At 67.8% G+C, this 13,700-nt stretch carries 12 protein-coding genes; 8 read left to right on the top strand and 4 right to left on the bottom strand.

Annotated features, from left to right (window positions below):
- Positions 1 to 22: 22 nt before the first annotated feature.
- Positions 23 to 766 (bottom strand): nuclear transport factor 2 family protein, encoded by a 744-nt coding sequence (locus tag GRI62_RS12035; RefSeq protein WP_131453562.1) that lies wholly within the window; start codon positions 764 to 766, stop codon positions 23 to 25.
- Positions 767 to 954: 188 nt separating this feature from the next.
- Between GRI62_RS12035 and GRI62_RS12030 the strand changes: the two genes are divergently transcribed.
- The 5 genes from GRI62_RS12030 to GRI62_RS12010 all read left to right on the top strand — a co-directional run bounded on the left by GRI62_RS12030 (position 955) and on the right by GRI62_RS12010 (position 5,538).
- Positions 955 to 1,314, top strand: a complete 360-nt coding sequence (locus GRI62_RS12030; RefSeq protein WP_131453561.1) for a hypothetical protein — start codon at positions 955 to 957, stop codon at positions 1,312 to 1,314.
- Positions 1,315 to 1,384: 70 nt separating this feature from the next.
- The gene (locus GRI62_RS12025; protein ID WP_131453560.1) at positions 1,385 to 1,813 is read left to right on the top strand and encodes a hypothetical protein; all 429 of its coding nucleotides are present in this window, start codon (positions 1,385 to 1,387) and stop codon (positions 1,811 to 1,813) included.
- Between the two features lie 55 nt (positions 1,814 to 1,868).
- Positions 1,869 to 2,540: a glutathione S-transferase family protein gene (locus tag GRI62_RS12020; protein WP_131453559.1), complete on the top strand. Its 672-nt coding sequence runs from the start codon at positions 1,869 to 1,871 to the stop codon at positions 2,538 to 2,540.
- Positions 2,541 to 2,783: 243 nt separating this feature from the next.
- Positions 2,784 to 3,194 (top strand): peptide-methionine (R)-S-oxide reductase MsrB, encoded by a 411-nt coding sequence (msrB, locus tag GRI62_RS12015; RefSeq protein ID WP_131453558.1) that lies wholly within the window; start codon positions 2,784 to 2,786, stop codon positions 3,192 to 3,194.
- An 85-nt stretch (positions 3,195 to 3,279) separates the two neighbouring features.
- The gene (locus tag GRI62_RS12010; RefSeq protein ID WP_131453557.1) at positions 3,280 to 5,538 is read left to right on the top strand and encodes a PBP1A family penicillin-binding protein; all 2,259 of its coding nucleotides are present in this window, start codon (positions 3,280 to 3,282) and stop codon (positions 5,536 to 5,538) included.
- A gap of 39 nt (positions 5,539 to 5,577) precedes the next feature.
- On the opposite strand, the gene GRI62_RS12005 is transcribed toward GRI62_RS12010, so the two are convergent.
- The 3 genes from GRI62_RS12005 to hflK all read right to left on the bottom strand — a co-directional run bounded on the left by GRI62_RS12005 (position 5,578) and on the right by hflK (position 9,319).
- Positions 5,578 to 7,119, bottom strand: coding sequence for a Do family serine endopeptidase (locus GRI62_RS12005; protein ID WP_131453906.1), 1,542 nt, complete (start codon positions 7,117 to 7,119; stop codon positions 5,578 to 5,580).
- Between the two features lie 137 nt (positions 7,120 to 7,256).
- Complete coding sequence (hflC, locus tag GRI62_RS12000; RefSeq protein ID WP_131453556.1) at positions 7,257 to 8,123, bottom strand: protease modulator HflC; 867 nt, start codon at positions 8,121 to 8,123, stop codon at positions 7,257 to 7,259.
- Positions 8,123 to 9,319 (bottom strand): protease modulator HflK, encoded by a 1,197-nt coding sequence (gene hflK / locus GRI62_RS11995; RefSeq protein ID WP_131453555.1) that lies wholly within the window; start codon positions 9,317 to 9,319, stop codon positions 8,123 to 8,125. The genes hflC and hflK overlap by 1 nt, the downstream gene beginning before the upstream one ends.
- Positions 9,320 to 9,413: 94 nt before the next feature.
- Between hflK and GRI62_RS11990 the strand changes: the two genes are divergently transcribed.
- Genes GRI62_RS11990 through hemH form a run of 3 tightly spaced genes read left to right on the top strand, consistent with a single transcriptional unit; the run spans position 9,414 to position 13,680 of the window.
- The gene (locus GRI62_RS11990) at positions 9,414 to 10,376 is read left to right on the top strand and encodes an Mrp/NBP35 family ATP-binding protein (protein WP_131453554.1); all 963 of its coding nucleotides are present in this window, start codon (positions 9,414 to 9,416) and stop codon (positions 10,374 to 10,376) included.
- The gene (locus GRI62_RS11985; protein ID WP_131453553.1) at positions 10,376 to 12,670 is read left to right on the top strand and encodes a molybdopterin cofactor-binding domain-containing protein; all 2,295 of its coding nucleotides are present in this window, start codon (positions 10,376 to 10,378) and stop codon (positions 12,668 to 12,670) included. The genes GRI62_RS11990 and GRI62_RS11985 overlap by 1 nt, the downstream gene beginning before the upstream one ends.
- Positions 12,667 to 13,680 (top strand): ferrochelatase, encoded by a 1,014-nt coding sequence (gene hemH / locus GRI62_RS11980; protein ID WP_131453552.1) that lies wholly within the window; start codon positions 12,667 to 12,669, stop codon positions 13,678 to 13,680. The genes GRI62_RS11985 and hemH overlap by 4 nt, the downstream gene beginning before the upstream one ends.
- Positions 13,681 to 13,700: the final 20 nt, after the last annotated feature.

Raw genomic sequence — 13,700 nt, 5'->3', positions numbered from 1 at the left:
GCGGGATGGGTTCGGGCGCGCCCTAGCCCTTTGCCCGCTCCCGCGCCACGTCGCCCTCCCAGCGTTCCGCCTCCATTGTCTCTCCCGTGATGGGATGCTTCATGTGGAAGGGCAGCAGCTTGTGCGTGGGCCACAGCCAGTGGTCGTCGATCAGCTCGTCCGGACCGCTCGGATCCTCGGGGTAGAGAACCTTGGGAAAGGGCACGTATTCGGCGTCGGTATAGGCCCAGCCCTTGTCGAAATCGGCGTGCCAGTGCGGAAAGTAGTTCAGCACGTGGATGCGCCACTTGCCGTCAGGCCCCTTCCGGTAGGTATTCTCGTAGAGGCCGCCTTCCCACCACTGGCGCACGCCCATCACCGGGTTGGCGGGATCGGTGTAATCCTTGTGCCGTCCGGCCTGCATGGTACTGCGGCCGCGCAGCCTGGCGGTGACGCCGTCGTCCATGATCGTCACGATCTGCTGGATCTGCGGATGATCGAGCAGGAAGCCGTCGACCGGCCCGTTGGTGTCATGGGTGAACCGCTTGCGGAAGCGATCGACATAAAGCCGCCGCACGCCCTCCTTGCCCTTCCACACGCCGCCGAAGAACCGCACCTCGCCATCGTCGGTGAACAGGTCCACGACCTGATCGTACATGCACTTGTCGATGAGGTAGCCGTAGAGATACTGCAGCTTCTTGACGTCCAGCTCGTCCTCGCGCTGCGTCAGGCGCGCCTCCATCGCCTCCAGCCGCGCTTCGAGCGCCGCCAGCTTGTCGTCCGACATACCGACTCTCCCAATTAGTATGTTTCACTTACAATTGCGGGGGTGGGCAGAGAGAGTCAACGCGAATAGCGATGCGAGAGGCCGCGATGACGCAATATTGCGAAACCGGCGCTGACCGGGGATGGAATTCCGCGCCTTGCCAAGGGCGTGAAGCTGGCGTTCATTTCCCTCGCGCTAGAGCCGCCCCGATGATCCGCCTGTTCGCCGCCCTCGCGCTTGTCGCCGTTCCTGCTGCCCTGTCTGCCGCCGGGCAGGACGCGCCGCCGGCGCTCAGCCTGGAACAGCGGATGCTGGTTCGCTGCTCTGCCGCGTTCGCCATCACCGCCCACGGGCAGGAAACGGGCGATGCCGCCGTGCAATCCTATCCCGACCTGCGCCAGCGCGGGCGGGAGTTCTTCGTCCGGGCATCGGCGCGGGTGATGGAGGAGGCGGGGCTGGACCGCGCGGCCGTGGCCGCCGCGCTCTCTGCCGAGGCGCGCGACATCCGCACCAGGGGAACGCTGGCGCAGGTCATGCCGGCGTGCCTGCCGCTGCTGCCGGCGCAGTAGCACCGTTCAGCACACCGAAAGCGCAGGTCGGATTAAGGCATCGGCGCCTGATCGAACCGGAGTGAGACCCATGCGCCTTTCCCTGATCGCGACCCTTGCCCTTGCCGCTGCCGCAGCCCCGTTGCCCGCGCTGGCGCAGGATGCAGACAATGACCCGCTCGCCGGCGCGGTGGAGCGGATGGACGACCCCGTGGTGCAGGAACAGGCCGGGCTGATGGCGGCGATGCTGGTGGGCGCGCTGATGGAAATGCGCGTCGGCCCGCTGGCCGAAGCGATGGCGGAGATGACCGGGGGCGAGGGCCCGGCCGTGGATCCCGATGCGCGCGTCGCCGATCTCCTCGGCCCGGATGCTGCCGATGCGCCCGTGCGCGTGGCCGAGCAGGTGCCGCAGATGATGGGCGCGATGGCGGCCATGGCCGGGGCCTTTGGCGACATGCTGCCGCAGATGCGCGCGATGGGTGAACGGATGCGGCGCGAACTGCCGGAAACCGACCGATAATCCGCAACCTGCGCTGGACCGCGCCATGGCCTTCGGGCATGAGCGTTGTCCACGTATGTGGCACCTCTACCAATTCCCGCTCTGCCCGTTCAGCCGCAAGGTCCAGCTCGCGCTGGGCGAGAAGAAAATCGGCTACGAACTGGTCACGCTCTACCCGTGGGACGCGGACGAGCGGTTCCGCCAGCTGAACCCGGCGGGTCGGGTGCCGGTGCTGCACGATCCCGACAAGCGCATCACGCTGATGGATTCCATGGCGATCTGCGAATACCTGGAAGAGACGATCGACGACCGGCCGCTGATCCTGGGCACGGCGCGGGCGCGTGCCGAGGTGCGCCGGCTGGTGGCCCTGTTCGACGAGAGCTTCTACAGCGACATCACCGCCCCGCTGATGTACGAAAAGATGCGCAAGCGCCTAGTGCTGCGCCAGTCCCCCGACAGCCGCACGCTGACGGCCGCGCGCCGCCTGCTGCACGAGCATCTCGACTACATCGACTGGCTGATCGACAATCGCCGGTGGCTGGCGGGAAGCCAGCTGAGCCTTGCCGATTTCGCCGCCGTCGCCCACCTTTCCGTAGTCGATTACCTGGGCGATATGGACTGGACGGGCCACGACAGCGCGCACGGCTGGTATCGCGTGATGAAATCGCGGCCAAGCTTTGCCCCGCTGCTGCGCCAGAAAATGGAAGGCCTGCCGCCCCCGCGCAACTACGCGGACGTCAACGCGTGATTTGTTGTGAAGCCGTCTCCGCGGCTTCATCCTCGTTAGACGCGCAGACAAGCTGCGCCCACTGCGGGCGGGCGGTCGCCCTTGCGGTCCGCTGGCCGCGAACCGATATATATTTTCGAAGTAAGCACTGGTTCGGGCGCGTAGCGACCGCAAGGCCGAACGGCCGCCCGCAGGTGCCGCGCAGCGTAGCGGAGCGAAAAGCACCGAGGACGCTTGCGCGGAGGCGCAAGTGAAAGGACAGCAATGACCGAGAAGACGACCCTTACCGATGCCGAATGGCGCGAGAAGCTGAGCCCCGAGCAGTATCATGTGCTGCGCGAGGCGGGGACCGAGCGGGCCTTCACCGGCAAGTACGACAAGAACAAGGCCGCCGGCGAATACAAGTGTGCCGGCTGCGGCCAGCCGGTGTTCGAAAGCGCGGACAAGTACGACAGCGGATCGGGCTGGCCCAGCTTTACCGCTCCGGCAGACGGCCAGGCAGTGCGGATGAACCAGGACGCCTCGCACGGCATGGTTCGCACCGAGGTCGTCTGCGCGAACTGCGCCGGGCACCTGGGGCACGTGTTTCCCGACGGTCCGGGCCCTGAAGGCCTGCGCTATTGCATCAATTCGGCAGCCCTCGACTTCGAACCGGAGGATAAAGCGGGCGACTGAGCGTTAGGGCGTTCACGCCGGATTACGATTGCCCTATGCACACCGCGCGCCTTAAGTGGCGCGCGTTGCAGGATACTGAGGGCTGATGGCGAGAAGCCGGGGCACTGGCTCCAATAATCGGGGAACGGGGCGGGGAACCCGCTCACGCCGCGCTGCGGCGGCTGCCCGTGCGCGCGACGAAGAGGCGCGCGGCTGGAAGGCCGGCGTGTGGCGGTGGACCAGGCGGTTGTTCGTCACCGGACTGGTGGTGGCGGTGCTGGGCGCCATCGGCCTGTTCACCGCGGTTTACTTCGCCGCCCGCTCGATGCCGTCCTACGTCGCCCTTCAGCAAAGCCAGGTCGGCCAGACCATCCTCGTGCGCGCGCGCGATGGGTCGGAAATCGTGGAGCTCGGGCCGAGCTACGGCCAATGGCTGCGTTCGGACGAAATCCCGCAGGTGATGAAGGACGCGATGGTCAGCGTCGAGGATCACCGGTTCTATTCGCACATCGGCGTCGATCCCGCCGGCCTGGCGCGCGCGGTCTACAATGCCGTCAGCGAGGACCGGCAGGTTTCCGCCACCAGCACCATCACCCAGCAGCTGGCGCGCAACGTCTTCCTCAATTCCAACCGCTCGCTCGACCGCAAGCTGCGCGAGGGCATCCTGTCGCTGGCGCTGGAATGGAACTTCACCAAGGAACAGATCCTCGAGCTTTACCTCAACAAGGTCTATTTCGGTGGCGGCGCCTACGGCATCGACAGCGCCAGCCGGCGGTTCTTCAGCCATTCCGCGCGCGAACTGAGCCTGGAGGAAGCCGCCATCATCGCCGGTCTGGTGAAGGCGCCCAGCCGCTATTCGCCCACCGCCGATGTTGAGGCTGCGGTCGGCCGCGCCAACGTGGTGATCGACCAGATGGTGAAGTACGGCGATCTCGATCCCGCCGTGGCCCGCGAAGTGGACGTCGAGGCGGTGAACCTGCGCGAGACCGAAGGGCAGAACTCCATCCGCTATTTCACCGACTGGGCGCTGCCGCAGCTGGACCTGCTGCTGCCCAACAACACCTTCGAACCGATCGAGGTATGGACCACGATCGATGTCGGCATGCAGCGCGCGGCGACCACCGCGATCCAGTCCAACGTGCCGGGGCAGGGCACGCAAGGGGCGCTCGTCAGCCTCGATCGCGATGGTGCGGTGATGGCGATGGTCGGTGGCACCGATTACGTCGACAGCAGCTACAACCGCGCCACCGACGCGATGCGCCAGCCAGGATCCTCGTTCAAGCTGTTCGTCTATCTCGCCGCGCTGGAAGCGGGCTACACGCCCGATGATACGGTGAACGACGTGCCGGTGACCATCAACGGGTGGAGCCCGCGCAACTCGGGCGGCAGCTATGCCGGCGAGATCGACGTGCGCACCGCCTTTGCCTATTCCAAGAACTCGGTCGCGGCGCAGCTGGGCAACGAGGTCGGCTTTTCCAACGTCGCCAGCATGGCGCGGCGTTTTGGCATCACCACGCCAATCAACACCTATCCCTCCATGGTGCTGGGGTCGAACGAGGTGCGCCTGGTGGATATGACGCGCGCCTTTGCCGCGGTCTCGGCGGGCGGCAACTCGGTGGATCCCTATGGCATCACCAAGGTCACCACGGCGGATGGCGACCTGCTTTATCAGCATGAGGCGGCCACTCCCTATCGCCTGGTGCCGGACTATGTCGCCGCCGGTATCACCGACCTGTTGCAAACCGCGGTCGCCACCGGCACCGGGCGCGCGGCGCAGATCGGGCGGCCTGTGGCGGGCAAGACGGGCACCACCAATTCCAACAACGATGGCTATTTCGTCGGCTTTTCCAGCGGCATCACGACCGGCGTGTGGATGGGTCGCGACGACAACGGCCGCGTCACCGGGTTGCAGGGTGGCACCGCGCCCGCCGCTGCCTTTGCCGCCTTCATGCGCTATGCCGTGCGCGATCGCCCGGTGGAGGAGTTCGAGACCGATCTGCAACTGCCCGAATGGCAGCTCGAACCGGATGACGAGTTCTATTACGGCGACGAGGGCGACTATTACTACTACATCGACGAGCAGGGTAACCTGGTCGAGCCTGGCCGCACCAGCCGCCAGCGCGGCCAGGACGGTTTCGATGTGGAGGGCGAGGGCGCAAACGTGCGGCGCGATCCGCGCGCACCGCTCGATCCCCAGCCCGTGCAACCTGGCACACAACCCGCGCAGCCGCAGCCACGCCGCGCCGAGCCGCCCCCTGCAGCCAGCGACGATTTCCTGGAACGGGCCACGGGGCAGCGCCCGGGCGACACGCCGCCCGCGCAGCCGCGTCGGCCAGCAGAGATCATAAACGAACGGCGCGACTGACGCCGCGCCGTTTGCTTCGGTTCACGATGCGATCCGGGATCAGTCCCTGGCCAGTCGCACCGGGATCGACTGCGGCTGGCCGCCGCGCGCCTGGATGCGCAGGAGGATCGCCCCGCGACCTTCGTTCCGCGCCGCGCGGATCACGGTTTCCAGCGCCTCGATCGTGGGCACCTCGCGCCCGTTGGCGGCAAGGATCATCACCCCGCGCGCCAGGCCACGGCGCGCCGCGTCGGAGTTCGGATCGACATCGACGATGGCGAGGCCCCTGGTATCGGCAGGCACGCCCAGTTGGCGGGCGATCGTGGGATCGATCGGCAGGGCCCGGATACCCAGTTGCTGGGTCACAAGGCTGTTGTCGTCGGCAGGCTGCGTCTGGCCGGGAGCATCGTCCTCGTTCTGGAACATCTGCTGCTGGCGCAACGCCTCCTCGCTCGGGCGGCGGCCGACGGTCACGTTTGCCCGGCGGCGTTCGCCTTCGCGGATGTAGGTGACGGGAATCGTCGTGCCCGGCGCGATGTTGGCAACGATATAGCTCAGCGTGGAATCGCGGGTGACCTCGACGTCGTTGACCGACAGCACCACGTCGCCCGCGCGAAGGCCGGCACGCTCGGCGGCCTCGCCCGGCTGCACGCTCTGGATCAGCTCCCCGCGCGCCCGGTCGATGCCGAGGGCATCGGCAATATCGTCATCCACCGGCTGGATGGAGACACCGAGGTAACCGCGCTCGATCGCCTCGCCGCGGATCAGCTGCTGCACGATCGGTGCAGCGGTTTCCGCCGGGATGGCGAGGCCGATGCCCACGCTGCCGCCCGAGGGCGAGAGGATGGCGTTGTTGATACCGATGACGTTGCCCTGCATGTCGAACAGCGGGCCGCCCGAATTGCCGCGGTTGATCGCCGCGTCGGTCTGCAGGAAGCGGTCGTAGGCGCCCGATCCGACGTTGCGCAGCACGCTGGAGACAATGCCGCTCGTCACCGTGCCGCCAAGGCCGAAGGGATTGCCGATGGCGATCACCCAGTCGCCGACGCGCGCCTGCGAGCTGTCGCCGAAGCGCACGAAGGGAAAGTCGCTGCGCCCCTCGATCTTGAGTACTGCGAGATCGCTCTGCGGATCGGTGCCGACTAGTTCGGCAGTATATTCGGTTCCATCGGGCAGGGTGACGGTCACCTCCTCCAGCGTGGCCCGGGCATCGGGCGCGACGACGTGATTGTTGGTCACGATGTAGCCGTCGGCCGAAACGATGAAGCCCGATCCCAGCGAGGTCGCTTCCTGCGTGCGCGGGCCGCTGGGGGCCTGCTGACGCCGCTGGAAGAACTGGCCGAACGGCGTGCCCTCGAAAGGGTTGGCCTGCTGCTGCGGGTCGACGGTGATCGACTGGCGGGTGGAGATGTTGACCACCGCCGGCTGCAGCTGCGCAGTCAGGTCGGCAAAGCTGGCCGGTGCGCCCGCGCGGGGCACCACGTTGTCCATATGCGTGCGGTCGTTCTGCGCGACCTGCGCGCCGGCGGGGATGCCGGTGATGAGCGAGACGGCAGCGCCGCCCAGCAGGAGAGCGGAGGTAATGGAGTAGGAATAGCGCACGGGCTTCACGTCCTTGTGTTCCTTTTTCTCGTATCGCCTTGCGCTCCGGTCCGGCTTGCAAGGCTCCCGCCCCCTGGCCGTTCAGCACCGGGGCGGCTTAATCGCTGTTTAACGACAGACGTAATCGACCAAAACCCCTACTGACCACCACCGCGGAACTGCCGCAGGTAATCGTTGCTGTCGTCCAGGATGATCGAGCTTTCGCCCACGTCCGTCTCGCCTTCCTGGGGTGGGCCGAAGGTGGCACGGTAACTCTGCATGGCGCGATAGAAGTCGTAGAACGATGCATCCTGGTTGTAGGCCTCGGCGTAGATGCTCGCGGCCTCGGCGGACGCTTCGGCGCGGATGATCTGGGCATCGCGCCGGCCGCCCGCGCGGATCGTTTCGGCCTGCTGGCTGCGTTCCGACTGCATCCGCGTGAAAGCCGATTGCAGCGGCGTGCCGGAAGGCAGGTCGGCACGCGCGATACGCACGTCGAGCACCTGGGCCCCGTATTGCCGCGCCTGCTGGTCCAGCTCGTCGCGGATGTTGCGCATGGCGCTGCCGCGCTCGGCGGTCAGCAGGCTAGCAAAGGTTCGCCGACCCAGTTCCTGCCGCAACACCGAAGGCAGGATGCGGGCGAGCTGGCCGCGTAGCAGTTCCTCGCTGCCGGCCCGTTCCACGAACAGGACGGGATCATAGATGCGGTAGCGCGCAAAGGCGTTCACCTCGAGGCGCTGCTGATCGTTCGACAATACCGTCTCGTTCTCCATCACCAGGTTCTGGATGCGCCGGTCGACGAGCTGCATCCGCTCGATGATGGGGATGCGGTACCAGATGCCCGCGCCCGTATTGCCGTAAGGCTGCGCGGGATCGAAGCGGTTGATGACCTCGACCGGTTCACCGGTGCGGATCTTCACCGCCTGCTGGGTTTCGGGGATGACGACCACGAAGCTGAGCAGCGCGATGATGAGCGCGCCGACCGCGATCACCGACATGCGGTGGGTCTGCCAGAAATGTTCCATCACTGGCCTCCTGCGGGCGGATTGACGACGAGCGGCTGGGCGGCCTGGCCCTGCGCGCGGCGGCGAACCTCCGGAAGTGGCAGGTAGGGCGTCACCCCGGTGCCCTCGACGATGGTCTTGTCGGTGCCGCGCAGCACCTCTTCCATGGTTTCGTAATAGAGGCGGCGGCGGGTCACCTCGGGGGCGAGGCGATACTGCGCGTAGATCTCGTTGAACTCGGCGGCGGAACCCTGGGCGTTGGCGAGCACCTGCTGCTGGTAACGGCGGGCGTCGTTGAGGTTGCGCTCGCGGTCCTGGCGGGCGGCAAGCACGTCGTTAAATGCCTCGATCACCTGGCTCGGCGCTTCCGTCCGGGCAACTTCCACGCCCTGCACCGCGATGCCGGCGTCATAGGCGTCGAGGATGGACTGCATCCGTTCGCGCACGCGTGCCTCCACGGCAGCGCGGCCCGAGCCCGACAGCACGGTATCGAGATTGGTCTCGGCAATGGATTCGCGCATGGCCGATTCCGCCACTTCGCGCACCGTCGCCTCGGGATCGGGCAGTTCGTACTGGAATTGGACCAGGTCCTTGATGTTCCAGCGCACGAGATAGCTCAGGTCGACGAGGTTCTGGTCGCCGGTCAGGATCAGGTTTTCTCCGCCCGAACCGATTTCCTCAAGCCTGATTTCGCTCACGTCGACAACGGTCACCGTCTGGATTGGCCAGGGAAAGCTGAAGTTGGTGCCCGGATCCATGGTGCCTGAATACTTGCCGCCGAACCAGGTAACGATGCCCTGCTCGCGCGGCTGGACGAAGTGGGTCGAGGTGGCGGCAATCCAGACGACCGCGATGGCAGCCACGGCGATGGGAAACCAGCTCTTGCCGCCGGGCCGCTGGGGCAACCGGAAGGTCGGGCCACCGCCGCCGGGGCCGCCACCGGAGCGACGGCGCGGACCTTCGGGGCCGCGGTTTCTGAAGATGTCCTCGATGTTGGCACCGCGACGGCCACGATTGCCGTCACCGGCATCGCTGCCACCGCCCGGAAGCCAGGGGTTGCGCGGACCGCGCGGTGTCTCGTCGCCAGAGGACGGCGGCGTATCGCTGCCACCACCATCGCCGTCACCACCGCTGCCGCTGCCTGCCTTGCCCCAGGGATTCTTCCCGCCGGCCATGGCCAGGCCGATCTTGTCGAATAAACCGCCCAAACGTTCCATGCCCTTCTCTATAGGTAGGCTGGCGGCAAAAAACAGGGGGTGGGGCAAGCAAACTTGCTGACCGGGCGGGCGCAAGGCGCTAGCAGCCGTGGCCATGAGTTCCCAAACCGCGATCCGTGCCGCCATCCCCGCCGAGCTTGCCGGAATGGTGCGATCTGTCTCTTTCAAGGACGGTGTGGCGACGCTGGTGGCCGATGCCGGCGCGCTGGGCCGTTCGGCGGCGGCGCAGTTGCAACGCGAGCTGGAAGGCGCCGTGGCGGCGGTCGATGGCGTGACGGAAGTTCGCGTGGCCTTGATGGCGGAGAAGCGGGAACGGCGCATCGTGATGGTCGGGTCAGGCAAGGGCGGGGTCGGCAAGTCGACACTCACCGCCAATCTCGCCGTGGCACTGGCGGGCATGGGCATGAAGGTCGGCGTGGTCGATGCCGACATCTACGGCCCGTCGCAGTCGATGCTGCTTGATGCCACCGGCAGCAAGCTGCGCGCCGAGGGGCAGACCCTCATCCCCCACCAGAGCGATTTCGGCGTGCCCTTCGTGTCGATGGCCCAGCTGATCGAGCCCGGCAAGGCCATCGCCTGGCGCGGGCCCATGGTGGGCAAGGCGCTGGCGCAGCTGATGGAGGCCGACTGGGGCGAGGCGGAGTTGCTGCTGGTGGACCTGCCGCCCGGCACCGGCGACGTGCAACTGACGATGATGCAGCAGTTCAAGCCGGCAGGCGCGGTGGTCGTGTCCACCCCGCAGGACCTGGCGCTGATCGACGCGACGCGCGCGATCGACCTGTTCCGGCAGGCGAAGATCCCCGTCATCGGCGTGGTCGAGAACATGGCCGGCTACCTGTGCCCGCATTGCGGTGAGGCCAGCCAGCCGTTCGGGCAGGGCGGGGCGGAGGCGGCGGCCCATACGATTGGCGTCCCGTTCCTGGGGCGCATTCCGCTGGCGATGGAAATCCGCGTCGGCTCCGACACCGGCCAGCCGCCGGCCGCCAATGATGGCGCAATCGGGCGGCCATTCACGCAGGTGGCGGCGCAGGTCGCGCGCTTCCTCGGGCAGGGTTAGTGCAGCTCTCGCGGCGCGGCGTGCTGGCGGGGGCGGCGGTGGGCGGCGGCCTGCTCGTCGCCTGGACGCTGATGCCGCGTGAGTTCGAGAACCCCTTGTCCCCCGCACCCGGCGAAACCGCCTTCGATGCCTGGCTGAAGATCGCCGCCGATGGCGTGGTAACGGTCGCCGTGCCGCAGCTGGAGATGGGGCAGGGCGTCACCACGCTGTTGCCGCAGGTGGTGGCGATGGAGCTGGGCGCGGACTGGCGGCAGGTTGCGGTAGAGCCCGCGCCGGTCAGCGGGGCCTATGCCAACGTGCCGCTGGCTGCCCGCTGGGCGCCGCTATGGCGGCCGATGCTGGGCACTTGGCAGGATGAGCCGGACGAATTGCTGCTCGAACGCTGGGCGCAGGACAACAGCTTTACCGCCACTGCCGAAGGCACCGCGCTGGCCGCCTACGAGGGCGCCTGCCGCAATGCCGGGGCGTCGGCGCGGGCGATGCTGGCGCAGGCGGCGGCGGCCCGCTGGGACGTGCCGTGGGAACAGTGCCGGGCGGAAAACGGCTTCATCTATCACGACGCCAACCGCGCCAGCTTTGCCGAGCTGGCGATCGAGGCGGCACGCTTTTCCTCCCCCGATCCGCCCCCGCTGCTGCCCGATCCGCCGGCCGAACCGGCCCTGCCGATGGGCGAGGATATCGAGCGCGAGCGGGCGCTCGCCTGGCCCCGGCTCGATCTGCCGAGCAAGGTCGACGGCAGCCATGTCTTCGCCGCCGACGTGCGTTTGCCTGGCATGGTCTATGCCGCCATCCGCCATGGCCCACACGACCGCTGCGAACTGCTCGATTTCGATGCCGGTCGCGCCGCTGGCCAGCGTGGGCTGGTGCAACTGGTGCGCGGCAAGCGCTGGCTCGCCGCGGTGGCCGATACCTGGTGGGCGGCGGAAGAGGCGCTGAAAAAGATCGCCCCGCGCTTCTCGGTGGAGGAACCGGTGCAGGGCGAAGCCGTCGCCCGCGCGCTCGACGATGCGGTGCGGCGCGGCACGGGGCAGGTGGTGGACGAGCGGGGCGAGGGCGATGACGGATACGCGCCGCATTTCGCCCTGCGCTACGACGTTGCGCCGGGCCTCCACGCCACGATCGAAACCACGGCGGCCACCGCGCAGTTCAGCGGCGGCAAGCTGGAGATGTGGCTGCCCACGCAGACCCCCGAGGCGGCCCGCGCGGCGGCGGCAGGGGCGCTGGGCATCGGCCATGGCGACGTCATCCTCTATCCCGTCGCGGCGGGTGGCAGCTTCGACCGGCGGCTGGACAACCAGGCGGCGATCGAGGTCGCCCTGATCGCGCGCGAGGTGGGGCGCCCGGTGCAGCTGACCTGGTCGCGCTGGCAGGAACACGTGGCGAGCTATCCTCGCCCTCCGGTCGCCGCGCTGATCGGGGCGGAGCTGGCGCAGGAAGGCAGCATCACCGCGCTTCGCGCGCGCGTGGCCTGCCCGCCGACCACGCTGGAACTGGGCCGCCGGATGTTCGCCAACATGACCAGCTGGTCGGCACTAGAGGCCGTGGCGGGAGAGGCCGATCCCCTGGCGGTGGAAGGCCTGCTGGCCAGCTATGCCATCCCCAACGCATCGGTGCAGCACGTGCCCGTCCGCCTGAAGCTGCCCACCAGCCGGATGCGCGGCGGGGCACACGGCTACACCGCCTTCTTCCGCGAATGCTTTATCGACGAGGTCGCCCAGCGGCACCAGCGCGAACCGCTCAGCTACCGCGTGGCCATGCTGGGGCAGGATGCGCCGATGGTGGCGGTGCTGCAGGCCGCAGCGCAGCTTGGGGCATGGGACGGCGGCCGTGCCGGCAGCGGTCAGGGGCTCGCCTGCCACCGGATGGACCTGTTCGGGGCGAGCGGCAGGATTGCCGTCATCGCAGAGGCCGCCGCGGGCGAGGGCGGCCTGCGGGTGCGCAAGCTGTTCGCCGCGGTCGACATCGGGCGGATCGTCAATCGCGACATCGCCTTGCAACAGATCGAAGGCGGGCTGGTCTTCGGCCTCGCCATGGCGCTGGGCTGCAATATCGACTATGCCGACGGCCTGCCGACCAACCAGCGCCTGTCCTCGCTCGCCCTGCCCAGCCTTGCCGAGTGCCCGGAAATCCATGTGACCCTGCTGCCAAGCACGGCGGAACCCTTCGACCCCGGCGAGATCGGCGTGCCCGCCGTCGCCCCGGCCATTGCCAATGCCTTGTTCGCCGCCACCGGCCTGCGCCTGCGCCGCCTGCCGCTGCTGTCGGCCCTTTCCCGAAACGGACCCCTGCCATGAACGCTCACCTCCCCCCCGACCATCCGCCGGTGCAGACGGGCCGCATCGGCGTGCTGCTGGTCAACCTCGGCACGCCCGATGCGCCCACGACCGGCGCGGTGCGGCGCTATCTGGGCGAATTCCTGTCGGACCGGCGCGTGGTGGAAATCCCGCAGATCGCCTGGCAGCCGATCCTGCGCGGCATCATTCTCAACACCCGGCCGAAAAAGAGCGCGCACGCCTACCAGCAGGTGTGGACCGACGATGGCTCTCCGCTGGCGGCCATTACCGCGCAGCAGGCGGCGAAATTGCAGGTGATGATGGGGGACGCGGTGATGGTCGACTGGGCCATGCGCTATGGCACGCCGTCCATCCCGGACGGGCTTGCCGCGCTGTTTGCCGCCGGGTGCGAGCGTATCTTGCTGGCTCCGATGTATCCGCAATACTGCGCTGCCACGACGGCCACCGTGGTGGACAAGGCGGGCGACTGGCTGCGCGCCCAGCGCTGGCAACCGGCGCTGCGCACCCTGCCGCCCTATCATGACGATCCTGCCTATATCGGCGCACTGGCGAGCGATCTTGGCCGCCAGCTGGAGGCGCTCGAATTCGTGCCCGAGGTGCTGCTGCTGAGCTTTCACGGCATGCCCAAGCGCACGCTGGAACTGGGCGATCCCTATCACTGCCACTGCCGCAAGACCGCGCGTCTGCTGGAAGACGCAATGGCCCGCCCCGACGTGCGGTTCATCACCACCTTCCAAAGCCGCTTCGGCCCCGCCAAGTGGCTCGAACCGGCAACCGACACCGTGCTGGAGGCCGAGGCAAAGGCTGGCACCAAGCGCCTCGCCATCGCCGCCCCGGGTTTCTCCGCCGACTGCCTGGAAACACTTGAGGAGCTGGCGATCCGCGGCCGTGAACAGTTCACCGACGCGGGCGGTGAGCACTTCCACGCCCTCGACTGCCTGAACGCGGGCGCGGCGGGCATGGCAATGCTCGAGGCGCTGGTGCGGCGCGAGTTGGGCGGGTGGATTTAGAGGCTGCTTCGGAGTAGGAG

The sequence above is a fragment of the Aurantiacibacter arachoides genome (genome assembly GCF_009827335.1).
Lineage (GTDB): Bacteria > Pseudomonadota > Alphaproteobacteria > Sphingomonadales > Sphingomonadaceae > Alteraurantiacibacter > Alteraurantiacibacter arachoides.
This window is presented reverse-complemented; position numbering and strand designations above follow the sequence as displayed.

What these genes read in the sequence shown, in the direction of transcription:
- hemH (WP_131453552.1), top strand. Translation starts at nt 12,667, where the DNA reads ATGAACGCTCACCTCCCCCCCGACCATCCGCCGGTGCAGACGGGCCGC.
- hflK (WP_131453555.1), bottom strand. Translation starts at nt 9,319, where the DNA reads ATGGAACGTTTGGGCGGTTTATTCGACAAGATCGGCCTGGCCATGGCC.
- GRI62_RS12025 (WP_131453560.1), top strand. Translation starts at nt 1,385, where the DNA reads ATGCGCCTTTCCCTGATCGCGACCCTTGCCCTTGCCGCTGCCGCAGCC.
- GRI62_RS11990 (WP_131453554.1), top strand. Translation starts at nt 9,414, where the DNA reads ATGAGTTCCCAAACCGCGATCCGTGCCGCCATCCCCGCCGAGCTTGCC.
- GRI62_RS12010 (WP_131453557.1), top strand. Translation starts at nt 3,280, where the DNA reads ATGGCGAGAAGCCGGGGCACTGGCTCCAATAATCGGGGAACGGGGCGG.
- msrB (WP_131453558.1), top strand. Translation starts at nt 2,784, where the DNA reads ATGACCGAGAAGACGACCCTTACCGATGCCGAATGGCGCGAGAAGCTG.
- GRI62_RS12035 (WP_131453562.1), bottom strand. Translation starts at nt 766, where the DNA reads ATGTCGGACGACAAGCTGGCGGCGCTCGAAGCGCGGCTGGAGGCGATG.
- hflC (WP_131453556.1), bottom strand. Translation starts at nt 8,123, where the DNA reads ATGGAACATTTCTGGCAGACCCACCGCATGTCGGTGATCGCGGTCGGC.
- GRI62_RS12030 (WP_131453561.1), top strand. Translation starts at nt 955, where the DNA reads ATGATCCGCCTGTTCGCCGCCCTCGCGCTTGTCGCCGTTCCTGCTGCC.
- GRI62_RS12020 (WP_131453559.1), top strand. Translation starts at nt 1,869, where the DNA reads ATGTGGCACCTCTACCAATTCCCGCTCTGCCCGTTCAGCCGCAAGGTC.